This is a genomic window from Pantoea septica, from assembly GCF_002095575.1.
Classification (GTDB): Bacteria; Pseudomonadota; Gammaproteobacteria; order Enterobacterales; family Enterobacteriaceae; genus Pantoea; species Pantoea septica.
Map to the genome: position 1 here is coordinate 80,033 of NZ_MLJJ01000015.1, position 23,616 is coordinate 103,648.

16 protein-coding genes are annotated in these 23,616 nt (G+C 58.4%); 4 read left to right on the forward strand and 12 right to left on the reverse strand.

All coding sequences use genetic code 11. The annotated features are described in order from the left end of the window. Window positions 1–8: 8 nt before the first annotated feature. From HA46_RS10430 to serC, 6 genes are all read right to left on the reverse strand, one after another. Entirely contained in the window at window positions 9–2,261 is a 2,253-nt protein-coding gene (locus HA46_RS10430; RefSeq protein ID WP_084884114.1) for a DNA internalization-related competence protein ComEC/Rec2, read from the reverse strand. Window positions 2,262–2,466: 205 nt separating this feature from the next. After that, a complete protein-coding gene (gene ihfB / locus HA46_RS10435) occupies window positions 2,467–2,751 on the reverse strand; it encodes an integration host factor subunit beta (protein WP_033751281.1) in 285 nt (94 codons plus the stop codon). An 87-nt stretch (window positions 2,752–2,838) separates the two neighbouring features. Next, window positions 2,839–4,512: a 30S ribosomal protein S1 gene (gene rpsA / locus HA46_RS10440; RefSeq protein ID WP_048784670.1), complete on the reverse strand. Its 1,674-nt coding sequence runs from the start codon at window positions 4,510–4,512 to the stop codon at window positions 2,839–2,841. A gap of 124 nt (window positions 4,513–4,636) precedes the next feature. Beyond that, a complete protein-coding gene (gene cmk / locus HA46_RS10445) occupies window positions 4,637–5,317 on the reverse strand; it encodes a (d)CMP kinase (protein ID WP_084884096.1) in 681 nt (226 codons plus the stop codon). 200 nt (window positions 5,318–5,517) lie between these two features. Further along, window positions 5,518–6,804, reverse strand: coding sequence for a 3-phosphoshikimate 1-carboxyvinyltransferase (gene aroA / locus HA46_RS10450; RefSeq protein WP_084884099.1), 1,287 nt, complete (start codon window positions 6,802–6,804; stop codon window positions 5,518–5,520). Window positions 6,805–6,890: 86 nt separating this feature from the next. Next, window positions 6,891–7,976 carry a 3-phosphoserine/phosphohydroxythreonine transaminase gene (serC, locus tag HA46_RS10455; protein WP_033789271.1) on the reverse strand — a complete coding sequence of 362 codons (1,086 nt, stop codon included), beginning with the start codon at window positions 7,974–7,976 and terminating at the stop codon, window positions 6,891–6,893. A 310-nt stretch (window positions 7,977–8,286) separates the two neighbouring features. Between serC and ycaO the strand changes: the two genes are divergently transcribed. From ycaO to pflA, 4 genes are all read left to right on the forward strand, one after another. Next, the gene (ycaO, locus tag HA46_RS10460; protein WP_084884101.1) at window positions 8,287–10,050 is read left to right on the forward strand and encodes a 30S ribosomal protein S12 methylthiotransferase accessory factor YcaO; all 1,764 of its coding nucleotides are present in this window, start codon (window positions 8,287–8,289) and stop codon (window positions 10,048–10,050) included. Window positions 10,051–10,411: 361 nt separating this feature from the next. After that, entirely contained in the window at window positions 10,412–11,272 is an 861-nt protein-coding gene (gene focA / locus HA46_RS10465; protein ID WP_033751296.1) for a formate transporter FocA, read from the forward strand. Window positions 11,273–11,340: 68 nt separating this feature from the next. Then, on the forward strand, window positions 11,341–13,623 hold the full coding sequence (gene pflB, locus HA46_RS10470; RefSeq protein WP_084884104.1) for a formate C-acetyltransferase: 2,283 nt from the start codon (window positions 11,341–11,343) through the stop codon (window positions 13,621–13,623). Between the two features lie 159 nt (window positions 13,624–13,782). Continuing rightward, window positions 13,783–14,523, forward strand: a complete 741-nt coding sequence (gene pflA / locus HA46_RS10475; RefSeq protein ID WP_033751298.1) for a pyruvate formate lyase 1-activating protein — start codon at window positions 13,783–13,785, stop codon at window positions 14,521–14,523. Window positions 14,524–14,583: 60 nt separating this feature from the next. Here the strand turns inward: pflA and HA46_RS10480 are convergent, their stop codons facing one another. The 6 genes from HA46_RS10480 to lrp form a co-directional block, all read right to left on the reverse strand. After that, window positions 14,584–15,735 (reverse strand): MFS transporter, encoded by a 1,152-nt coding sequence (locus tag HA46_RS10480; protein ID WP_084884116.1) that lies wholly within the window; start codon window positions 15,733–15,735, stop codon window positions 14,584–14,586. 304 nt (window positions 15,736–16,039) lie between these two features. After that, the gene (gene serS, locus HA46_RS10485) at window positions 16,040–17,332 is read right to left on the reverse strand and encodes a serine--tRNA ligase (RefSeq protein ID WP_033789266.1); all 1,293 of its coding nucleotides are present in this window, start codon (window positions 17,330–17,332) and stop codon (window positions 16,040–16,042) included. 90 nt (window positions 17,333–17,422) lie between these two features. Continuing rightward, the gene (locus tag HA46_RS10490; RefSeq protein ID WP_033789565.1) at window positions 17,423–18,766 is read right to left on the reverse strand and encodes a replication-associated recombination protein A; all 1,344 of its coding nucleotides are present in this window, start codon (window positions 18,764–18,766) and stop codon (window positions 17,423–17,425) included. Between the two features lie 7 nt (window positions 18,767–18,773). Then, entirely contained in the window at window positions 18,774–19,385 is a 612-nt protein-coding gene (lolA, locus tag HA46_RS10495; protein ID WP_033751302.1) for an outer membrane lipoprotein periplasmic chaperone LolA, read from the reverse strand. A 177-nt stretch (window positions 19,386–19,562) separates the two neighbouring features. Further along, complete coding sequence (locus tag HA46_RS10500; RefSeq protein WP_084884107.1) at window positions 19,563–23,114, reverse strand: DNA translocase FtsK 4TM domain-containing protein; 3,552 nt, start codon at window positions 23,112–23,114, stop codon at window positions 19,563–19,565. Window positions 23,115–23,233: 119 nt separating this feature from the next. After that, on the reverse strand, window positions 23,234–23,616 hold a 383-nt coding region (gene lrp, locus HA46_RS10505), incomplete at its 5' end, for a leucine-responsive transcriptional regulator Lrp (protein WP_084884119.1).

Genomic DNA, 23,616 nt, shown 5'->3' on the forward strand with positions numbered 1-23,616 from the left:
CGCTCATTCTACCTGGATTCCCGTTTGACGCCAAACCACTGATGGTACCATCGGGGCAAAATTTGCTCTCTCAGGCCAGAAACCACGATTTCACCTCCGATAACAGAAAGGGTTATCTGCCCGGACAGGGCGGTGTCGTGCCAGACGAAGCCGGCGCGGCGGTAGTTTTCCAGCACGCTGGTGACCGGCATTCGCCAGGCGTTGTAGCGCGCCATGGAGGCGATAGCGACAGGTCCAGCGACGTTGCGCAGCAGCAGCGGCGTTGACGAGGTGCGGCTGCCGTGATGCGGAACCTGGATGATGTCGGCCCTCAGACGGCTTTTTTCCAGCGCCACCAGTTGCCGCTCCGCCGGCGCCTCCAGATCGCCCATCAGCAGCAGACGCGTGGTGCCGTCGTCCACGCTCAGCACGCAGGAGTCGTTATTGTTGCTGATTTTCGAGCGCGCTGGCGGCCACAGCGCTTCGATATTCAACGCTTTCCAGCGCCAGCGCGCGCCGCGTACGCAGGGGAGATGATCCGCCTCAAGGGTGGCGCTGCGTATCGGCACCTCGGGCCAGCGCCGTTTTATCGCGTTCAATCCGCCGCTGTGATCGAGGTGGCGATGGCTGAGCACCACCGTCTGAAGGCGCAGCCGTTTGCGCGCCAGCCAGGGAATAACGTGGCGCGTGCCGGCGTCGCCGTTTTCCCAGGCCGGGCCGGTATCATAGAGTATCGCCTCTCTGCCCTGACGGATAACCACGCTTAACCCCTGTCCGACATCCAGCATATCGATATGCCAGCCCGGCTCGTCGCGCGGCCAGCGCCAGACCAGCAGCGCCACAATGACGGCTGCGCAGCTAACCGGGGCGGCGTAAAACAGCGCGCCGCGCCAGACAATCAGCCCGCCCCAAAGCAGCAGCGCCAGCGTGCCGGCGTCATAAAACGCCCACCAGCCATCGGGCAATGCCTCGAGCGCCGCCATCAGCCAGACGACAGAAATGTCGGCCAGTCGCCACAGCGCGGCGCAAATCGCGCTGACTGGCGTCAGCATCGCCGAGAGAATAAGCGGCACGCTGATAAAAGAGATCACCGGTATCGCCAGCATATTCGCCGCCAGCGACGAGAGGCTGAAGCCCTCGAATAGCATGACCTGAAGCGGCGCCATCAGCAGCATCATGCCGAGCTGCAGGTGCAGCAGCTGAAGCGGAAGCCAGCGCCAGCCGCGTCGGCAGCGCGCCGGTAAAGGAAACCAGCGATACCAGGTGAGTAAAATGGCGACCGCCAGCGCCGAGAGCCAGAAACTCTCCGAGAGCACATTGAGAGGATCGAGCAGCAGCAGCCCGCCGACGCACAGGCTCCAGACCTGCCAGCCGCTGAGCTGCACGCCTTTGATACGAAAGATAAGCCACAGCGTCAGGGCGATCAGCGCGCGCTGGGCGGGCGCGTGACTACCGGAGAGCCAGGTATAAAGCGCCGCCAGCAGCCAGCTCGCTAGCAGCGGGAACAGATAGCCAATAAAGCGCGCCGGCAGCGCCAGCTGGACCGCACGCGCCATAATCCAGCCGATGCTGGCGGCCAGCGCGATGTGCATGCCTGAAATCGCCATCAGATGCGCCGTGCCGGTTTCCCGCAGTAGCTGGCGCAGCGCGTCGCTCATTTCCGCTCGCTCGCCAAAAGCGAGCGCCTCGACAACGGCGCGCTGCCGCAGCGCGCTAATCATGGGCAGATCGCGCAGAATGCGCTGCCAGCGCCAGCTGCAGGTCACGGATTCGGGCCGCTGCTGCTGAATACGGCCTCGCAGCCCCATATGATTCGCCAGCGCGAAACGCTGCGCATCGAACTCGCCTTCGTTGAGCTTTGCGTGCACAGGCCGCAGACTGAGCTGCATCGACCAGCGCTGTCCCGGGCACCAGGCCTGCTGGCCCTCTCCGATCGACAGCCAGGCGAAACGCGGCGGAAACAGGTAGCGCCCTTCTTGCTTTATCAGCTGCACCTTTATCTGCCGTCTCTCTTGCCGGACTTCATCAATGCGCACGCTGTAGGTCGCGGGCGCGGCGCTGGCGGTTTCTATCGCGGTGACCGCTGAACGCGCGGCGCCCAACATCCAGGCGCACAGCAGCAGCGCTATCGCCGCGATGCGCAGCCAGGGCGCCTGCGTCCACAGCATTAAGGCGCCTGCGCAGGCGAGCGCCGCGACAGCCGCCGCCGACGGAAGGCGGTGAAGAAACAGCAGCGGCAGCGCGGCGAGAATAGCAATTCTGGCAATTAGCGTCGCTGTCATCTTGCTCTCGTCCCGATTTAACACGCTGAGAGTATGCAGATAACGCGGCGCGCGGTCAGGCGCAGGCTGGCGCGCTTCAGCGCGGCCTCGCAATAAAAGGGGAAGATTTCAGTTCGATTGCAAAGAGCGTCAGGCAGGCTCGCAGAGAAACAGCGGGCAAAAAAAAACGACATCCTGAGATGTCGTTTCTGCGTTCGGTTACGGCTTAACCGTAAATGTTTGCACGGTCTCGCAGCTCTTTGCCCGGCTTAAAATGGGGAACGTATTTACCTTCCAGTTCCACTTTATCGCCCGTTTTCGGGTTACGACCCGTACGCGGTGCGCGGTAATGCAAAGAAAAGCTGCCGAATCCCCGGATTTCAATGCGTTCGCCCTGGGCCAGCGTAGTGGCCATGTGCTCCAGCATCTCTTTTACAGCATCCTCAACGACTTTCGCCGGAATATGAGTCTGCTGGCCAGCAAGTCTTTCAATCAGTTCTGACTTGGTCATGTAACCTCCGGTTAATCCTTGTGGGAAAGGTATGACAGCTTGCTACCGTAACCGGGCAGATTTCCCTGCCCGGTTGCTTCAGGTCGATTACTCGCCTTTAGCTGCTTTGAACGCTTCAGCCATAGCATTAGAGAAATTGCTTTCTTCCTGCTTGTTGTTCACAGTCGCGATGGCATCTTTCTCGTCAGCTTCGTCTTTCGCACGGACAGACAGGCTAACAACGCGGTTTTTACGATCAACGCCGGTGAATTTAGCTTCAACATCGTCGCCAACATTCAGAACCAGAGTTGCGTCTTCAACGCGGTCACGTGAAGCTTCTGAAGCGCGCAGGTAGCCTTCAACGCCGTCTGCCAGTTCAACTGTAGCACCTTTAGCGTCAACTGCCGTTACTTTACCAGTAACGATGGCGCCTTTCTTGTTCAGGGTGATGTAGTTGTTGAACGGATCTTCAGCCAGCTGTTTCACGCCCAGAGAGATGCGCTCACGCTCTGCGTCAACCTGCAGTACAACGGCAGCGATTTCGTCGCCTTTTTTGTACTCACGAACGGCTTCTTCGCCAGTCGCGTTCCAGGAGATGTCAGACAGGTGAACCAGGCCGTCGATGCCGCCGTCCAGGCCGATGAAGATACCGAAGTCAGTGATTGACTTGATTTTACCTTCAACGCGGTCGCCCTTGTTGTGGGTCTCAGCAAACTGCTGCCATGGGTTGGCTTTGCACTGCTTCAGGCCCAGGGAGATACGACGACGCTCTTCGTCGATGTCCAGAACCATAACTTCAACCACGTCGCCCACGTTAACAACTTTAGACGGGTGGATGTTTTTGTTGGTCCAGTCCATTTCAGAAACGTGTACCAGACCTTCAACGCCTTCTTCGATTTCTACGAAGCAGCCGTAATCAGTCAGGTTGGTCACACGACCGGTCAGGCGAGTGCCTTCCGGGTAGCGCTTAGCGATAGCCACCCACGGATCTTCGCCCAGCTGTTTCAGGCCCAGAGATACACGGGTACGCTCGCGGTCGAACTTCAGCACTTTAACAGTGATTTCGTCGCCCACGTTGACGATTTCGCTCGGATGCTTAACGCGTTTCCACGCCATGTCGGTGATGTGGAGCAGGCCATCGACGCCGCCCAGATCAACGAATGCGCCGTAGTCAGTGAGGTTCTTAACGATACCTTTGACTTCCATGCCTTCCTGCAGGTTTTCCAGCAGCTGATCGCGCTCAGCGCTGTTCTCAGATTCGATAACCGCGCGGCGAGAAACCACGACGTTGTTACGCTTCTGATCAAGCTTGATTACTTTGAATTCAAGCTCTTTGCCTTCCAGGTGCAGCGTGTCGCGTACCGGACGCACGTCAACCAGTGAACCTGGCAGGAACGCACGAATACCGTTCAGCTCAACTGTGAAGCCACCTTTAACTTTGCCGTTGATAACACCGGTAACAGTTTCAGCGTCTTCGTAAGCTTTTTCCAGCGTGATCCAGGCTTCATGACGTTTAGCTTTCTCACGGGACAGCAGGGTTTCACCGAAGCCGTCTTCCACTGCATCCAGGGCAACGTCAACTTCGTCACCAACCTGGATTTCCAGTTCGCCGGCTGCGTTCTTGAACTGCTCTGCCGGAATGGCAGACTCAGATTTCAGACCCGCATCAACCAGAACGACGTCTTTGTCGATAGAGACAACAACGCCACGAACGATGGAACCCGGGCGGGTTTCGATTTCTTTCAGGGACTCTTCAAAGAGTTGAGCAAAAGATTCAGTCATATTGATAATCTTAGGATTCTTCAATTTAACGTCCACCTGACGTCATTGTCGGATGGGGTTGTTTCACATGCCCTGCGCGCTTTCCCTGGCACAGGGTTACTGCAATTCTGTTTGGCCGAAAAAATTAAATGCCCAGCTTTGTGCGGGCATATTCCAGCGCCTGATCAATGACTTGTTCGATGGATAACTGCGTAGAATCCAGAACCAGCGCATCGGCGGCGGGGACTAAAGGCGCAATGGCGCGGTTGCGATCGCGGTCATCACGTTCTTTTATCTCGGCTAAAAGGCGATCAAAGTTAACACTAAAGCCGCTCTCCTGCAACTGTAGCATACGGCGCTGGGCGCGCTCTTCCGGGCTGGCGTCGAGGAAAATTTTTACCGGCGCGTCAGGGAAAACCACCGTCCCCATATCGCGGCCGTCGGCGATTAAGCCGGGCTCGTCGCGAAAAGCGCGCTGGCGGCGCAGCAGCGCTTCGCGCACGCGGGGGAAAGCGGCGACGCGCGACGCGGTGTTGCTGACATCCTGCGTGCGGATTTCGCCGGTAACCTCTTCGCCCTCCAGGATCACCCGCAGTTCGCCCTCTTGCGAGACGAAACGCACGTCCAGATGGGCCGCCAGCGGCACCAGCGCCTCTTCGGCTTCAATATCCACCTGATGGTGCAGCGCAGCCAGCGCCAGAACGCGATAGATGGCGCCGGAGTCAAGCAGATGCCACTGCAGCGCCTCCGCCATCGCTTTGCACAACGTGCCTTTGCCTGCGCCGCTAGGTCCGTCGACAGTTATAACCGGGGCAATTGCCGTCATTATTCTCTCCTGTTGCTGCGCGAAATAGTTCAGCCTTCAGGCTGTTCAGAACAGAAAGCATTATACGCGGCCCAGGCTAATGTCGTTACCTTTTAGCGGAGACATCGCTATAAATTGCAGCAGATTCAGAACATATCTTGGCCAATGAGCCCAGAGGCAGTGAGAATGCCGGAGAAACTCGCTCTCCGGCTCGATGAGAATCAGGCGTTCTGGCTGATTTTGGCCAGCTGCTGGAAATAGTCGGGGAAGGTTTTCGCGGTACAGCCGGGATCGAGAATAGTCACGGGCGTATCGGAGAGCGCCACCAGCGAGAAGCACATCGCCATCCGGTGATCGTTATAGGTGCCGATCTTCGCGTGACGCAGTTTTTCCGGCGGGGTGATGCGGATAAAATCATGCCCCTCTTCCACTTCCGCGCCCACTTTACGCAGCTCGGTTGCCATCGCAGCCAGGCGATCGGTCTCTTTAACGCGCCAGTTGTAGATGTTGCGCAGCAGCGTTGGGCCTTTGGCGAACAGTGCCGTCGTGGCGATGGTCATCGCGGCGTCAGGAATATGGTTCATATCCATATCAATGCCGTTGAGCTCGCCGGCGGTACAGGCGATATAGTCGCTGCCCCACTCAACGGTTGCGCCCATTTTTTTCAGCACGTCGGCAAAGCGGATATCGCCCTGCACGCTGTCGCGGCCGATGCCGGTGACGCGCACGGTTCCGCCTTTAATGGCGGCGGCGGCCAGAAAATAGGAGGCGGAAGAGGCGTCGCCCTCTACCAGGTAGTCGCCTGGCGACTGATACTGCTGCTGGCCTTTAATGATAAAGCGCTGGTATTGCTGGTTTTCGACCTCGACGCCGAAGCAGCGCATCAGATGCAGCGTAATATCGATATAGGGTTTGGAGACCAGCTCGCCTTTAATAGTAATGCGGGTATCGCGCTCCGCCAGCGGCGCGGTCATCAGCAGCGCGGTCAGGAACTGGCTGGAAACGCTGCCGTCCACGCTGACGTCGCCGCCGGTGAAACCACCCTTCAGGCGCAGCGGCGGATAGTCGCTGTTCTCCAGATACTCAATCTGCGCACCGCCCTGACGCAGCGCGTCGACCAGATGCCCGATTGGACGCTCTTTCATGCGCGGTTCGCCGGTCAGAACGATATCCTGCTCGCCGAGACAGAGCGCCGCCGCCAGCGGCCGCATCGCCGTGCCCGCGTTGCCGAGAAAAAGCTCCAGCGGCTGAGAGGCGCGCAGCGCCCCTGCCTGTCCCACCACGTCGCACTGCGTGCGGTCGGCTGATAGGGTAAAATCGACGCCCAACGCCTTAAGGGCGTTCAGCATATGTTTAACGTCATCGCTGTCCAGCAGGTTCGTCAGACGTGTAGTGCCTTTCGCCAGCGCAGCCAGCAGCAGTGCGCGGTTAGAAACGCTTTTTGAACCCGGCAGGTTAACGGTGCCGTCAACGCGTGCAATCGGTTGTAAGGTCAGGGAGTCCTGCATGTGAAACCAAATCTCCAGAAAAGGACAAAACCCCGCCGCGAGACGGGGTCTAAAGTCGGCGCTTGCGCCGACGCTACAGCTCAGGCTTAACCGTGGCGACGCGCGAAGTCGGCCATAAAGTCGGTCAGCGCTTTGACGCCTTCCAGCGGCATCGCATTGTAGATCGATGCGCGCATGCCGCCTACCACGCGATGGCCTTTCAGAGCGTGCAGGCCCGCGTTGAACGACTCTTCCAGGAAAAGTTTGTCCAGCGCGGCATCCGCCAGCTGGAAAGGCACGTTCATGCGCGAACGGTTTTCCGTCGCGACGTCGTTGCGGTAAAACGGATTGCTGTCGATCAGGCCGTAGAGCAGATCGGCTTTAGCCTGATTGATTTTGTCGATTTCGCTCACGCCGCCTTTCTCTTTCAGCCATTTAAACACCAGGCCGGAGAGATACCAGGCGAAGGTCGGCGGCGTGTTGAACATAGAGTCGTTCTCCGCCAGCACCTGATAGTCGAGAATAGAGGGAACAGACTGGCGGGCTTTGCCCAGCAGGTCGTCGCGTACGATTACGATGGTTAACCCGGCCGGGCCGATATTCTTCTGCGCGCCGGCGTAGATTACGCCGTAGCGGTTGATGTCCAGCGGCCGCGACAGAATGGTAGAGGAGAGATCGGCGACGACGATTTTGTCGCCGAAGTCGGGCTGTTCGTCGATCGCGATGCCGTCGATGGTTTCGTTCGGGCAGTAGTGCACGTAAGCGGCGTCGCTGCTCAGCGCCCACTGGCTCATCGGCAGGATAGCGCGCTTGCCGTCACGGGTAGTTTTGACGTCCAGGATACGCGGCGTGCAATACTTTTCCGCTTCCTTAATGGCGCTGTGCGCCCAGTAGCCGCCGTCGACATAATCCGCCGTGGTCGCCTCGCCCAGCAAATTGCCCGGCACCGCAGCGAACTGCGCGCGCGCGCCGCCGTGGCAGAATAAAACTTTGTAATTAGCCGGGATTTTCAGAAGATCGCGTAAGTCCTGCTCCGCCTCTTCCGCTACGTTGAGAAACTCTTTGCTGCGATGGCTGATCTCCATAACGGAGGTCCCCAAACCGTGCCAGTTTGTCAGTTCTTGTTCTGCACGACGGAGCACTTCAACCGGCAGCATCGCTGGACCGGAACTAAAATTATAAATCTGCGTCATTTCCCCTCACCACGGTTATCCAGAACGGTTATGAATTGCTTACCGGTTTTATCACTGCCTTATGGCGCCTGCAATGATAAATCGGGAAGGGATCACATTTTCTGAATCTGCCGCGCCGCAGCTTATGTTACAAATGCAGCGCAGCGCGAAATTTTGTGAGGCGGCTCGTCCAGAGCGAAAAGCGAGCCCTTCTGCCACGCCGGTTTCAGGATTATGGCGGGTAGAAATTTATCGCGTCTTCATAGCGCCACGGCGGCAAAGTCCGTATCATTGCGCGCTTTACGCCCACTATATATGAGAGAGCGGTCCCATGACGCAAACGTTCATTCCCGGTAAAGACGCAGCACTGGAAGATTCCATCGCGCGCTTCCAGCAAAAGCTGACCGACCTTGGCTTTAATATTGAAGAAGCCTCCTGGCTTAATCCGGTTCCTCACGTCTGGTCCGTGCATATTCGCGACCGCGACTGCCCGCTCTGCTTTACCAACGGCAAAGGCGCCAGCAAGAAAGCCGCGCTGGCGTCGGCGCTGGGCGAATATTTCGAGCGTCTCTCCACTAACTACTTCTTCGCCGACTTCTGGTTAGGCAAATCGATCGCCAACGGCGATTTCGTTCACTACCCGGACGAGAAATGGTTCCCGATCCCGGCGGACGGCTCGCTGCCGGAAGGCATTCTGGATGCGCGCCTGCGCGCCTTTTACGATCCTGACGACGCGCTGACCGCGCCGGAGCTGGTGGATCTGCAGTCCGGCAACGCCGAGCGCGGCATCTGCGGCCTGCCGTTTACCCGTCAGTCCGACCAGCAGACCGTCTATATCCCGATGAACATCATCGGCAACCTCTACGTCTCCAACGGCATGTCGGCGGGCAATACGGCTAACGAAGCGCGCGTGCAGGGGCTTTCCGAGGTGTTTGAGCGTTATATCAAAAACCGCATTATCGCCGAAGCGATCAGCCTGCCGACTATTCCTGAAAGCGTGATGCAGCGCTATCCCGGCGTGGTGGAGGCGATTGCCCGCCTCGAAGCGGAAGGCTTCCCGATTTTTGCCTATGACGCCTCGCTGGGCGGCAAATATCCGGTGATCTGTGTGGTGCTGTTCAACCCGCAAAACGGCACCTGTTTCGCCTCTTTCGGCGCGCATCCCGATTTCGGCGTCGCCCTTGAGCGTACCGTTACCGAGCTGCTGCAGGGCCGCAGCCTGAAAGATCTCGACGTCTTTACGCCGCCGACCTTCGACGATGAAGAAGTCGCCGAGCATGCCAACCTCGAGACGCACTTTATCGACTCCAGCGGCCTAATCTCCTGGGATCTGTTCAAAGAGAAAGCGGATTACCCCTTTGTCGACTGGTCGTTCAGCGGCACGACCCAGGAAGAGTTCGCCACCCTGATGGGGATCTTCCGCCAGGAAGAGCAGGAAGTGTATATCGCGGATTACGATCACCTGGGCGTCTACGCCTGCCGCATTATCGTGCCGGGCATGTCCGATATCTACCCGGCGGAAGATCTGGTGCTGGCGAACAACAATATGGGCGCGGGCCTACGCGACACGCTGCTGGCGCTGCCTGCCAGCAACTGGAATCCGGAAGAGTATCTCGACCTGATCGCCCAGCTGGATGAGGAAGGCCATGACGACTTTACCCGCGTGCGCGAACTGCTGGGCCTGGCGAGCGGCAAGGACAACGGCTGGTACACGCTGCGCATCGGCGAGCTGAAGGCGATGCTGGCGCTGGCTGGCGGTGACCTGGATCAGGCGCTGATCTGGACCGAATGGACCATGGAGTTCAACGGTTCAATCTTTTCGCCGGAACGCGCCAACTACTACCGCTGCCTGCAGACGCTGTTGCTGCTGGCGATGGAAGATGAGCGCGACCCGCTGCAGTATCATCACGCCTTCACGCGCATGTACGGTGCGGACACGCTGGAAGCGGCGTCGGCGGCCATCAGCGGCGAAGCGCCCTTCTACGGTCTGCAGGCCGTCGACGACGATCTCAAAGCCTTCCCGGCGCACCAGGCTCTGCTGCAGGCTTATGAAAAACTCCAGGCGGCAAAGCGTCGTCACTGGAAAAATAGTTAACCCCTTCAGCTGCGCAACGCTGAATTAAATAGCCATGGCGTCAATATTATTGACGCCATTTTTTTATCGTGGGATAGCATCTTTTATTATTTCTAATCGATTATCACTTGGCTTTTTTAACACTATTGACTCGCTTGATCATATTCCTTAACAAGAGAGGCTGCCGCACATTGCTAACGATTAAAATAAAAACATAAAATTTAAAAAATTTTTATTTATTAAAATTCAGTGTATTAACGCATTTCCACCGCTCCTCACCCCGCTCTTTTCCGCCATCTTCTGGTCAAATATGATCCAGATCAAATCCTGTCCTATACTCCTTTGTTAGTATTTTTCCAGACATCTTTTGGAGAGCGTTAGTGTGAAAGCTGACAACCCTTTTAATCTGTTATTACCGGCCGCAATGGCCAAAGTGGCGGAAGATGCTGGAGTTTATAAAGCCACTAAACATCCCTTAACCACTTTTTTCCTTGCCATCACCGCCGGCGTTTTTATTTCCATTGCGTTTGTTTTTTATATCACTGCGACCACCGGCACCGCAGGCATGCCCTATGGCGTAGCGAAGCTTATCGGCGGCATCTGCTTCTCGCTGGGGCTGATTCTGGTGGTGGTATGCGGCGCCGATCTCTTTACCTCCACCGTGCTGATTGTCGTCGCGAAAGCGAGCGGACGCATCACCTGGGGCCAGCTGGCGCGCAACTGGATCAACGTCTATTTCGGCAACCTCGTCGGCGCGCTGTTTTTCGTCGCCCTGATCTGGTTCGCCGGCGAGCATATGACGGCGAACGGCGCATGGGGCTTGAATGTGCTGCAAACCGCCGATCATAAAATGCACCACAGCTTTATTGAAGCCGTCTGCCTGGGCACGCTGGCGAATCTGATGGTCTGCCTGGCGGTCTGGATGAGCTATTCCGGCCATAGCCTGACGGATAAAACGCTGGCGATGATTCTGCCGGTCGCCATGTTCGTTGCCAGCGGCTTCGAGCACAGCATCGCCAATATGTTCCTTATTCCGTTAGCGATCGTTATTCGCGATTTTTCTGGCCCGGCTTTCTGGCAAGCCGCTGGCGCCAGCGCCGACCAGTTCCAGGCGCTTACGCCCGTCAACTTTATTATCGACAACCTGATTCCGGTCACGCTCGGCAACATCATCGGCGGCGGTCTGCTGGTTGGGTTGACCTACTGGGTAATCTATTTACGCAACGGTTCTACCGCACATTAATGATTCTGACCGACGCCGCGTAGCTGGCGGCGCCAACGTAACGTCTTCTTAGATAAGGCAGGTATATCATGACCGATCTGAATACAAAACAGGCTGCGGCCTGGGAAGGGTTCGCCGAGGGCGAATGGCAGAACAGCGTCAACGTTCGCGATTTTATTCAAAGGAACTACACGCCGTATGAGGGCGATGAGTCCTTCCTGGCTGGCGCGACCGAAGCAACCACTAAGCTGTGGAACGACGTGCTGGAAGGCATCAAAATTGAAAACCGCACGCATGCCCCCGTCGATTTCGATACCGATCTCGCCTCAACCATTACCGCGCACGATGCCGGCTATATCAATAAATCGCTGGAAAAAATCGTCGGCTTGCAGACTGAAGCTCCGCTGAAACGCGCCATTATCCCGTTCGGCGGCATCAAAATGGTGGAAGGCTCCTGTAAGGTTTACGGCCGCGAGCTGGACCCTACGCTGAAAAAAATCTTCACCGAATACCGTAAAACCCATAACCAGGGCGTGTTCGACGTCTATACCCAGGATATCCTGCGCTGCCGTAAATCGGGCGTGCTGACCGGTCTGCCGGACGCCTACGGCCGCGGCCGCATCATCGGCGACTATCGCCGCGTCGCGCTGTACGGCATCGACTTCCTGATGCAGGACAAACTGGCCCAGTTCCATTCGCTGCAGAACGATCTGGAAAATGGCGTGAACCTGGAAGCCACCATTCGTCTGCGCGAAGAGATTGCCGAACAGCATCGCGCGCTGGCCCAGATTAAAGAGATGGCCGCCAAATATGGCTGCGATATCTCTGGTCCGGCGACCAACGCGCAGGAAGCGGTACAGTGGACCTACTTCGGCTATCTCGCCGCGGTGAAATCGCAGAACGGCGCCGCGATGTCCTTCGGCCGCGTTTCTACCTTCCTGGACATCTATATCGAACGCGATATTCAGGCAGGCAAACTCACCGAAGAGCAGGCGCAGGAGCTGATTGACCATCTGGTGATGAAGCTGCGTATGGTGCGCTTCCTGCGTACGCCGGAATATGACGAACTCTTCTCCGGCGACCCGATCTGGGCAACAGAATCGCTGGCGGGCATGGGCGTCGACGGTCGTACTCTGGTGACGAAAAGCACCTTCCGTTTCCTGAATACCCTTTACACCATGGGTCCGTCGCCTGAGCCGAACATGACCATTCTGTGGTCAGAAAAACTGCCGGTGAACTTCAAAAAATATGCCGCTAAAGTCTCCATCGATACCTCGTCTCTGCAGTATGAGAATGACGACCTGATGCGTCCGGACTTTAACAATGACGACTACGCCATCGCCTGCTGCGTCAGCCCGATGATTGTCGGCAAACAGATGCAGTTCTTCGGCGCGCGCGCCAACCTGGCGAAAACCCTGCTGTACGCAATCAACGGCGGCATGGATGAAAAAATGAAAATGCAGGTAGGCCCGAAAGAGGCGCCTGTAATGGACGACGTGCTCGATTTCGATACCGTTATGGCGCGTATGGACCACTTCATGGACTGGCTGGCGAAACAGTACGTGACCGCGCTGAACATCATCCACTACATGCATGATAAGTACAGCTATGAAGCTTCGCTGATGGCGCTGCACGATCGCGATGTCTATCGCACCATGGCGTGCGGTATCGCCGGCCTGTCAGTGGCTGCCGATTCGCTCTCCGCGATCAAATACGCCAAAGTGAAACCGGTGCGTGACGAAGACGGCCTTGCGGTCGACTTTGAAATCGAAGGCGAATATCCGCAGTTTGGTAATAACGATCCGCGCGTCGATGACCTGGCCTGCGACCTGGTTGAACGTTTCATGAAGAAAATTCAGAAACTCACCACTTACCGCAACGCCGTGCCGACGCAGTCTGTGCTGACCATTACCTCTAACGTGGTTTACGGTAAGAAAACCGGTAATACACCGGATGGTCGTCGCGCCGGCGCGCCTTTCGGTCCAGGTGCCAACCCGATGCACGGCCGCGATCAGAAAGGTGCCGTCGCCTCGCTGACCTCTGTGGCTAAACTGCCCTTTGCCTATGCGAAAGATGGTATCTCTTATACCTTCTCTATCGTGCCGAACGCGCTGGGTAAAGACGACAACGTGCGTAAAGCTAACCTTGCTGGCCTGATGGATGGTTACTTCCATCATGAAGCAAATATTGAAGGCGGCCAGCACCTTAACGTGAACGTGATGAACCGCGAGATGCTGCTGGATGCGATGGAACACCCGGAAAACTATCCGCAGCTGACCATCCGCGTTTCCGGCTATGCCGTGCGCTTTAACTCGCTGACGAAAGAGCAGCAGCAGGATGTGATTACCCGTACTTTCACTAACTCGCTGTAAGCCTGATGCTCTAAGCTGTAAAAAGGCTCCTTCGGGAGCCTTTTCTCCAAGGCCCGTTTTGTCTGCGCTCTCACTGCAGAAATCAGTCAAAACCGACTTTATCATTGAGCGCAACAGAGATTGTGCGCCTGCTACAGGCTAACCTGGAGAAACATCGCAATGTCTTGCAACGGTCGTATCCACTCATTCGAATCCTGCGGGACGGTTGACGGTCCCGGCATCCGTTTTATCACCTTCTTTCAGGGCTGCCTGATGCGCTGCCTCTACTGCCATAATCGCGATACCTGGGATACGCACGGCGGAAAAGAGGTTACCGTCGAAGAGCTAATGAAAGATGTACTTTCCTATCGCCACTTTATGAACGCCTCTGGCGGCGGCGTAACCGCCTCTGGCGGCGAAGCGATTTTACAGGCTGAGTTCGTGCGCGACTGGTTCCGCGCCTGCAAGGCGGAAGGCATTCATACCTGTCTGGACACCAACGGCTTTGTGCGTCGCTACGATCCGGTCATTGACGAACTGCTGGAGGTCACCGATCTGGTGATGCTCGATCTCAAGCAGGTGAACGATGACGTCCATCAGATTCTGGTCGGCGTCTCTAACCATCGCACGCTCGACTTTGCCCGCTATCTGCAGAAGAAGGGCAAGCGCACCTGGATCCGCTATGTGGTGGTGCCTGGCTATTCCGACGACGACGATTCGGCGCACCGGCTCGGTGAATTCACGCGCGATATGGATAACGTAGAGAAGATCGAGCTGCTGCCCTATCACGAGCTCGGCAAGCATAAATGGATTGCGATGGGCGAAGAGTACAAGCTTGATGGCGTGAAACCGCCGACGAAAGAGACCATGGAGCGCGTGAAAAACATTCTCGCCGGCTACGGCCATCATGTGATGTATTAACGGAAAGGGAGCCCTGGGCTCCCTTTTCTTTGTCGCGCTTAAGCCGGCCGTACGGTGATATCAGGCGTGCGCCACCGGCGTCGCCTGCTGATCGGCTTTACGCAGCAGCATCATCAGATAGACCAGCGCCACACCGGCGATCATCACAAACAGAATGCGATCGGAATAGCTCTGCATCAGAACCGCCGTCATGCTGGGTCCCGCCAGGCTGCCGATGGTGTAGCTCAACAGCAGCGCCTGATTCATCGCCACCAGCTCATGATGCGCCACGGTCTCGCAAGCCCATGACATCGCCACCGGATAGAGCGTAAAACCTGCCAGGCCCAGCACAAAGAGCGCGGGCGCCATCGCGGCGTTGCTCAGCATGGCAATTGCGCCCAGAATCACGACAAACACCTGAACGCGCAGCACCAGCAGGCGGCCGAAACGATCCGCCAGGCGGCCCACCGGCCACTGTCCCACAATGCCGGCGCTGACCAGCAGCGCCATCCAGTAGCCGACGTTGGCGTCGCTCATGCCCTGATGCGAGAGATAGAGCGGCATCAGGCCATAGAGCGATCCCAGCACGATGCCGGAAATAATACAGCCGTTAATGCCGAGTCGTGAGCTGCGACGACGCAGCATCGGCCAGATTTTGCCCGGCCCGGCGTCGGTCGCCTCGCTGGCGGCAGTGACCTTCACGAACACCAGCGGCAGAATGGCGCAGAGCATCAGCGCGGTCAGCCAGGGAATCACGCTGAACAGCTCGGTGGAGACTTTGCTTACCAGCAGCTGGCCTGCCACGGTGCCCAGATAGTAGACAATCATATAGGCGGCCAGCAGCTGGCCGCGATTGCGTACCGTACCGCTGCAGAGCAGCGCGCTCTCTACCACCACCCAAATCAACGCGCAGCCGACGCCCGCGCCGAAGCGCAGCAGGGACCAGGCCCAGAAGCCGTCCATCATTAGTAAACCGGCGGTCGCGGCCGCAAACACCGTAGTGGCCAGATAGTAGCTGCGGTTAGAACCGTAATGCTTGATCAGCCAGCCGGCCACCAGCGTTCCCGCCAGATTACCGGTATAGAAAGAGGAACTCACCACGCCTACCTGCCAGGTAGCCAGCGCATCGTGAGTCAGCCACAGCGGAACCAGCGTATTGAGCACAGCAATTGCAACCGTCAGCAAAAGCAGGCCGCAAAGCAGCAGCACCACGGGACGTGACCAGGTGGACATAGGAATAAAAACCAAAGAAAAGAGAGGAAGTTGCGCGCAGTTTGCCACTGGCTAATTTAAAGGAAAAGCACAAAAAAATAGCGCAGCACATTTTGCTGCAAGATAATTTAATTTATTAATCTTCAGTAGGTTATAGAAGTGTCAAACGAGACGAGATTTATCGCTATCTTAATGAAAAACAGGCTTTTTAAGCGCGACGCTGCCGCGCAGGTCGATAACGTTTATTTCTGATAGATTTTTACCGCGAACGTGCTTTGCAGATAAAAAAACCCGGACAGGTCCGGGTTTCCGCTTAACGCGCGTATCAGCCGATAAACTCGACGCCGTTCATATAGGGACGCAATACTTCCGGCACCTGGATACGGCCGTCAGCCTGCTGATAGTTCTCCAGCACCGCTACCAGCGTACGACCTACGGCCAGGCCAGAGCCATTCAGGGTGTGCACCAGACGCGGCTTCTTGTCGGCTTTGCTGCGGCAGCGCGCCTGCATGCGACGCGCCTGGAAATCCCACATATTGGAGCAGGAGGAGATTTCGCGATAGGTATTCTGCGCCGGCAGCCAGACTTCCAGATCGTACGTCTTGGCAGAGCCGAAGCCCATGTCGCCGGTGCAGAGCAGCACTTTGCGGTACGGCAGGTTCAGCAGCTGCAGCACTTTCTCTGCATGACCCACCAGCTCTTCCAGGGCGTCCATCGAGGTTTCCGGCGCGACAATCTGCACCATCTCCACCTTGTCGAACTGATGCATGCGGATCAGGCCGCGCGTATCGCGACCGTAAGAGCCGGCCTCAGAGCGGAAGCAAGGCGTATGCGCGGTCAGTTTGATCGGCAGGCTCTCTTCTTCCACGATCTCGTCGCGCACCAGGTTGGTCAGCGGCACTTCCGCGGTCGGGATCAGCGCATAGTTGCTGCTCTCTGACTCCTCTTCCAGCGGTCGGGTATGGAAAAGATCTTCGCCAAACTTCGGCAGCTGACCGGTACCGTACAGGGTCGCATGGTTAACCAGATAGGGAACGTAGGTTTCCAGATAGCCGTGCTGCTCAGTGTGGAGGTCGATCATAAACTGGCTCAGGGCGCGATGCAGACGGGCAATCTGTCCCTGCATCACCACAAAGCGCGAGCCGGTCAGCTTCACCGCAGAGGCGAAGTCGAGGCCTTTCGCCATCTCGCCCAGCTCAACGTGATCTTTCGCCGGGAAATCAAACTGGCGCGGCTCGCCCCAGCGGCTGACTTCCTGGTTCTCGCTGTCATCTTTGCCCAGCGGCACTTCGTCCGCCGGGAGGTTCGGCAGCGCCAGGGTAAAGTCACGAATTTCGTTTTGCAGGGCATCCAGTTCCGCTTTGGCCGCATCCAGGCGTTCGCCCAGCGCGTTCACTTCCTGACGCAGCGGCTCGATATCTTCCCCACGGGCTTTGGCCTGACCGATGGATTTGGATCGGGAGTTACGCTCGGCCTGCAGATTTTCCGTTTCTACCTGCAGGACTTTACGGCGCTCTTCTAAGGAGCGCAGCGTTTCCACATCCAGTTTGAATCCTCGGCGTGCCAGTTTTTCTGCGACTGCGTCTGGCTCATTACGCAGCAGATTGGGATCGAGCATGCTTATCCTGTGTAATAAAAGTTTAAAAAGAGGGATGCATTCCCGCTGGAATGCATTGAAATCCTTGCCCACCTTACCGTAACGCCTGTTTTAGCGGTAGCGTTTTGTCGGGCTATTTTGATCCTGTTCAGCCAGCCAGGCGAGCTTTTCGCCAATTTTGCCTTCAAGGCCACGCTGGGTCGGCGTGTAGTAGCGCGTCTGCGCCATTTCCGGCGGAAAATAGACCTCACCTGCCGCGTAGGCATGCGCTTCGTCATGGGCGTAGCGGTACTCTTTGCCCAGGCCCATCTCTTTCATCAGCCGGGTCGGCGCGTTGCGCAGATGCTCCGGCACGTCGTAGTCGGGATGCTCGCGCGCATCACGCATTGCCGCTTTGAAGGCGTTATAGACGGCGTTGCTTTTCGGCGCGCAGGCGAGATAGACGATCGCCTGAGCGATAGCGCGTTCCCCTTCGGCTGGCCCGACGCGGGTAAAGCAGTCCCAGGCGGCGATCGCCACCTGCATGCCGCGCGGATCGGCGTTGCCGACATCTTCAGAGGCGATCGCCAGCAGACGTCGCGCGACATAGAGCGGATCGCCGCCGGCGGTGATAATGCGCGCGTACCAGTAAAGCGCCGCATCCGGCGCTGAACCGCGTACCGATTTGTGCAGCGCCGAAATCAGGTCGTAAAAGCGGTCGCCCTTATTATCGAAGCGCGCGGCGCGCTCGCCGGAGACTTCGGTCAGCAGCTGCGGCGTCAGCTCGCGTTTGCCCTGCGCGTTGCTCTCCGCCATATCCGCCATCATTTCCAGCGTATTGAGCGCGCGACGCGCATCGCCGCTGACCAGTTCGGCGATCATGCGTCGCGTATTGTCGGGCAGAAGAATATCGCTGTCGCCGTAGCCGCGCGTTTTGTCCTGCATCGCCTGATCGAGCACCTGCTCGATATCTTCCGTGGTCAGCGATTTCAGCAGATAGACGCGCGCGCGGGAGAGCAGCGCGGAGTTGAGTTCGAACGAAGGGTTTTCGGTCGTGGCGCCGATAAAAGTGATGGTGCCGTCTTCGATATGCGGCAAAAACGCATCCTGCTGACTTTTGTTGAAGCGATGCACTTCGTCGACGAACAGAATGGTGCGGCGGCCGACCTGACGGCTATGGCGCGCCCGCTCGATCGCCTCGCGGATCTCTTTGACGCCCGAGGTGACGGCGGAGATACGCTCGACGTCGGCATTGCCGTAGCGCGCGATAATCTCCGCCAGCGTGGTTTTACCTGTACCCGGCGGCCCCCAAAGAATCATCGAGTGCAGATGGCCAGCCTCGATTGCGCGGGGCAAGGGCTTGCCGGGCGCCAGCAGATGCTGCTGCCCGATATACTGCTTAAGCGTTTCGGGGCGCATGCGCGCCGCCAGCGGCTTAAAATCTTCAGAGGAGAAATCCAGAGACAGATTACCCACGCTCACCTCACTGACGCTGGTCGTCTACCGTCACCCCTTTAGGCGGCGTGAAGGTAAATTTATCCGGACTGATAGCGCCGTTTTTCTGGCTTTTGAGCTGATAGCTGCTGCGCTGGCCATCCTGCTCAATGGCGCTGAACTGATTGATGGTGCCCGTGGGGGTGACAGAGAGAGTGAACTGTTTGAGATTGCCGTCGCTGTTTTTCGGCGTCAGCTCAAAGGTATCGCCCTGCTGTTTGATGTTGTACTGCTGCCAGTCGCTCGGCTGGTTGCGGGCAATCAGCATAAAAGGCGTGTTGCTGGTGGCGTTTTTCAGCAGGCTGACGCTCGCCTGTTCCACGAACGGATTATAAAACCACAGGTTTTTGCCGTCAGAGATAATCACGCTCTCGTCCGGCGCGGTCATGTGCCAGTTAAACAGGCTGGGACGCTTCACCCACAGCTCGCCCTCGCCTTCCTGCACGTTGGCACCGCTGCTGTCGGTCACTTTCTGGCTGAAGCTGGCGTGGAAGCTGTTCACTTTGTTCAGACGCTGCTGAAGATCGCTGGAGGCGTCCGCCATTACGCTGGCAGACGCAAAAACGGCCAACAGGCCAGACACGATTACGCTTGATTTCATCCGCTTCAATTCCTTATTTATCTCTATCCAGTGAATACCGTTTTAATTCTGGTCGCCGTTTTAGCATTGGGCCAGGAGAAAAACCTGAAAGCTTTCTCTGATATGAGGGGCAAATGTCGCCTGAACAATGGGCCAGTAAAAACTGGCCCATGATTGTTTGTTGCAAAGCGTGTCGCGCTACATTTCGTGCGGCGGCGGCGAAAGCACCTCGCGGTTGCCGTTGTGACCTGGCTCAGAAACGATGCCCTGCGCTTCCATCTGTTCGATAATGCGCGCGGCGCGGTTATAGCCGATACGGAACTGGCGCTGTACGCCGGAGATAGAGGCGCGTCGCTTGTCGACCACAAAGGCCACCGCCTGATCGAACAGCGGATCCAGCTCTTCGTCGCCTTCCAGGCCGCCAGCACCGCCTTCACTCTCTTCGCCTGCGGTAATGCTTTCGATATACTGCGGGCGTCCGCGCGCCTTCCAGTCCTGCACCACGGCGTGCACTTCCTGATCGCGTACGAAAGCGCCGTGCACGCGCACCGGCATTGAGGAGTTAGGCGGCATATAGAGCATATCGCCCATGCCCAGCAGCGATTCGGCGCCGCCCTGGTCGAGGATGGTGCGCGAGTCGATTTTGCTTGAGACGGTAAAGGCGATGCGCGTCGGGATATTGGCCTTGATCAGGCCGGTAATCACATCCACTGACGGGCGCTGGGTCGCCAGCACCAGGTGGATGCCCGCGGCGCGCGCTTTCTGCGCCAGACGCGCGATCAGCTCTTCCACTTTCTTGCCGACCGCCATCATCAGGTCGGCGAATTCATCCACCAGCACCACGATGTAAGGCAGTTTTTCCAGCACCGGCGGCGTCATATCCATACTGTCGCCCGGTTTCCAGAACGGGTCGGGAATCGGACGGCCCATCGCTTCCGCCTGTTCGACTTTTTCGTTGTAACCGGCAAGGTTACGCACGCCGAGCGCCGACATCAGCTTATAGCGGCGCTCCATCTCACCGACGCTCCAGCGCAGCGCATTAGCCGCGTCTTTCATATCGGTAACGACTTCAGTCAACAGATGCGGGATACCCTCATAGACCGACAGCTCGAGCATTTTCGGGTCGATCATGATAAAGCGCACCTCTTCCGGCGTCGCTTTATAGAGCATGCTGATGATCATGGTGTTAACGCCGACTGACTTACCGGAACCGGTGGTGCCGGCAACCAGCAGATGGGGCATTTTCGCCAGATCGGCGACCACCGGCTGACCGGCGATATCTTTGCCCAGCACTACCGACAGCGGCGACGGGTTGTCACGGAATTTGGCGCAGTCGAGTACTTCGCGCAGATAGACCGTCTGGCGATGCTTGTTAGGCAGCTCCAGGCCGACATAAGGCTTGCCGGGGATCACTTCAACCACGCGCACCGCAACCGCGGAGAGCGAGCGCGCCAGATCGCGCGACAGGTTGGAGATGCGCGCGGCTTTGACGCCAGGGGCCAGATCCAGCTCGAAGCGGGTAATAACCGGACCCGGCGAGATGCCGACCACTTCCGCTTTGACGCGATAGTCGCCCAGTCGCGCTTCGACCAGGCGCGCCGTTTGCTCCAGCGCGAACATATCGACCGGCTCCTCTTCCGCAGGCGGCGAGGTGAGCAGATCGAGCGTCGGCAGCGGCGTGGAAGGTTTTTCCAGCGGCTGATTGTGGCGCATCAGGAAAGGATGGATCAGGCTGTTATCCAGCGAAGCGGGCTGTGAGGCCGTCGGCTGCGCAGCGGCTGGCGCAGGCGTCTGAAACGCGGGCGTCGGCTCCGGCTCGGCGTCGGGCGTGAAAGCAGCAGCGGGTTCGAACGCGGCGGAGACCGTCGGCGCGGCCACGGAGACCGCTGGCTGGACAGCCGCCGCTTCAGCAGGCTGCTGCCACGGCGTATGGGTCGCCGCGGGCGCTTCCGGCTCCGGGGCGCTGGCGATGGTAAAGATCGGTTCGTTCGGGCCCTCATCCACCAGATCTTTCATCGGCGAGAAGTCGAACGCGGCGGAGGTATCCAGGCTGAAGGCTGGCGCCTTCTCTTCCTGCTCTTCGGCGCCGTAACGCTGCTGCTGCTGAGCGGCAAACTGCTGCGCAAGCGCGGCCTGTTCGATCGCCTCTTGCGCTTCAGCCTCCGCTTCCTGCTGCCAGCTCTCGCCGTAGCGCTGCCGCTGCTGGCTGGCGAAGGCGTCGCGCAGCTGCGCCTGCTCTTCAGCCTGCTGCTGCTGTTCAGTCCAGTCGGCGTGCGCCTCTGCAGGCCGCTCGGCCTCGGCGCGCTGCTGCTCCTGCGCTTTGGCTTTTTCTTCCGCCATACGCTGAGAAGGCAGCTTGATGCCGTAGGAGGCGAGCTCGCGGCGCGTCGGCAGTTTTACCGGATTAGGACGCGGCAGCGCCGGTCCAATGCCCTGCTTCACCTGCGGATTGGGGTTGGTTTCCGGGACGATATCGAACAGCGGCGCAGAGCTTGCCTGCGCGGCGGCGGCGGCGGTCGCGCTCGCCGTTGCGGTCATATCGGCGTCGCGCCAATTGCCCATCTGCGGACCTTCGTCCTCTTCCCAGCCGGTAAAAGCAGGCGCGGCAGGCTGTTCCGGCATGTCGAAACGGTAGCGCGGCGGCTCGGCAGGCACAGCGGGCTGCTCGGTCGCTGGCGCAAAGGCGCTAGCGGGCTGCTGAGGTGCGGAAAAGGCGTCGGGCGCCGTGGCCTGTCCGGCGGCCTGCGTCTGTACGGCCGCGGCCGCTACAGGCGCGGCGGACGTTGCAGCAGGCGCGGAGAATGCCGGCGCCGCTGCCGAAGTATCAAAAGCTGGCGTAGCCGCCGGAGCAGGCGTAACGGCCGGGGCCGCATTCGCTGCCGGAGAGGCGGCGGTCGGCGCGGGCGATGCGACAGCGGACACGCCTGCGGCCTGGGCGGCCGACGTCAGCGCGGCATCGGTCGCCGCAGCGGCTTTCGCCAGCAGCGGATCGGCGGCATCAGGCGCCGCGCGATCGGCCTGAGCGCGCGGCGCGGCAAGCAGCACATCATCTTCATCCTGCGCGCCCGCCTTAACGCGCGGCGCGAGGTCGGTATCAACCTCGTCCTCGTCTTCCTGCCACGGCTCGTCGCGGCGCGAACGGTTGCTGGCGAACGTCAGCACGCCCATCACCACGCCGCCGATGCGCTCGGCGATGGTTAGCCACGACCAACCGGTATAGAGCGTAATGCCCGCCGCCCAGACGCAGAGCAGCGCCAGCGTGCCGGTAGCCGGCGAGAACCAGGGCGCAATGGCGTTGCTCACCAGACTGCCGATAACGCCGCCAGAGGCGAAATACCAGATATCGTCGGCGTTGAGCGCGGCCAGGCCGCAGGTGGTCACCACCAGCGCCAGCACGCCGATCAGGCGCAGGCCGATAGCGAAATAGTCGATGTAGTCCTGCTGTTCGCGCTGGCGAAAGGCGATCCAGCACAGTCCGACGATCACCGGCGGAATGGCGTAGGCCATCACGCCGAAGATAAACAGCAGCGTATCCGCCAGCCAGGCCCCCACGCCGCCGCCGAGATTATGAATCGGCTCATGCCAGGCAGTTTGCGACCAGCTCGGATCGGAAGGATTGAAGCTGACGAGCGAGACCATCAGATAGACGGCGAAAAGCGAGACGAGAATAAGCAACGCTTCCAGCAGACGGCGTCCACTGCTCAGCGGTTTTAACGAAACTTCTTTGTCTTCTGTGTATTCCTGGCTCAAGAGAACTCTCCAGGTGCCTGTAAATTATGAAGGCAACAGCGTCGGGCAAGCCCGACGCTGGTCCTGTATGAATTCACAGGAGTGTATCGAAATATCGCAGGTTTTGCACCTGCGCTGCGTTATCGGGTTTTGATCACCAGCCGATTACTCTGTTTGACCTCTTCCATCACCACGTAAGTGCGGGTGTCGTTGACCCCCGGCAGGCGCAGCAGGGTTTCGCCAAGCAGCTTACGGTAGGCGGACATATCCGGCACGCGCGTTTTCAGCAGGTAGTCGAAGTCGCCGGAAACCAGGTGACACTCTTGAGTTTCCTCAAGTTTTTGCACAGCGGCGTTAAACTGTTCAAACACATCCGGCGCGCCACGATTCAGAGTAATCTCAACAAAAACCAGCAGCGATGCATCGAGATAGTGCGGGTTAAGTTGCGCGGTATAGCCAAGAATAAAACCCTGACGTTCCAGACGACGCACACGCTCAAGACATGGCGTAGGCGATAATCCGG

Bases quoted from the DNA above. Each gene is read 5' to 3' on its own strand.
- HA46_RS10430 (WP_084884114.1), bottom strand. From the start codon at position 2,261: ATGACAGCGACGCTAATTGCCAGAATTGCTATTCTCGCCGCGCTGCCG.
- ihfB (WP_033751281.1), bottom strand. From the start codon at position 2,751: ATGACCAAGTCAGAACTGATTGAAAGACTTGCTGGCCAGCAGACTCAT.
- rpsA (WP_048784670.1), bottom strand. From the start codon at position 4,512: ATGACTGAATCTTTTGCTCAACTCTTTGAAGAGTCCCTGAAAGAAATC.
- cmk (WP_084884096.1), bottom strand. From the start codon at position 5,317: ATGACGGCAATTGCCCCGGTTATAACTGTCGACGGACCTAGCGGCGCA.
- aroA (WP_084884099.1), bottom strand. From the start codon at position 6,804: ATGCAGGACTCCCTGACCTTACAACCGATTGCACGCGTTGACGGCACC.
- serC (WP_033789271.1), bottom strand. From the start codon at position 7,976: ATGACGCAGATTTATAATTTTAGTTCCGGTCCAGCGATGCTGCCGGTT.
- ycaO (WP_084884101.1), top strand. From the start codon at position 8,287: ATGACGCAAACGTTCATTCCCGGTAAAGACGCAGCACTGGAAGATTCC.
- pflB (WP_084884104.1), top strand. From the start codon at position 11,341: ATGACCGATCTGAATACAAAACAGGCTGCGGCCTGGGAAGGGTTCGCC.
- pflA (WP_033751298.1), top strand. From the start codon at position 13,783: ATGTCTTGCAACGGTCGTATCCACTCATTCGAATCCTGCGGGACGGTT.
- HA46_RS10480 (WP_084884116.1), bottom strand. From the start codon at position 15,735: ATGTCCACCTGGTCACGTCCCGTGGTGCTGCTGCTTTGCGGCCTGCTT.
- serS (WP_033789266.1), bottom strand. From the start codon at position 17,332: ATGCTCGATCCCAATCTGCTGCGTAATGAGCCAGACGCAGTCGCAGAA.
- lolA (WP_033751302.1), bottom strand. From the start codon at position 19,385: ATGAAATCAAGCGTAATCGTGTCTGGCCTGTTGGCCGTTTTTGCGTCT.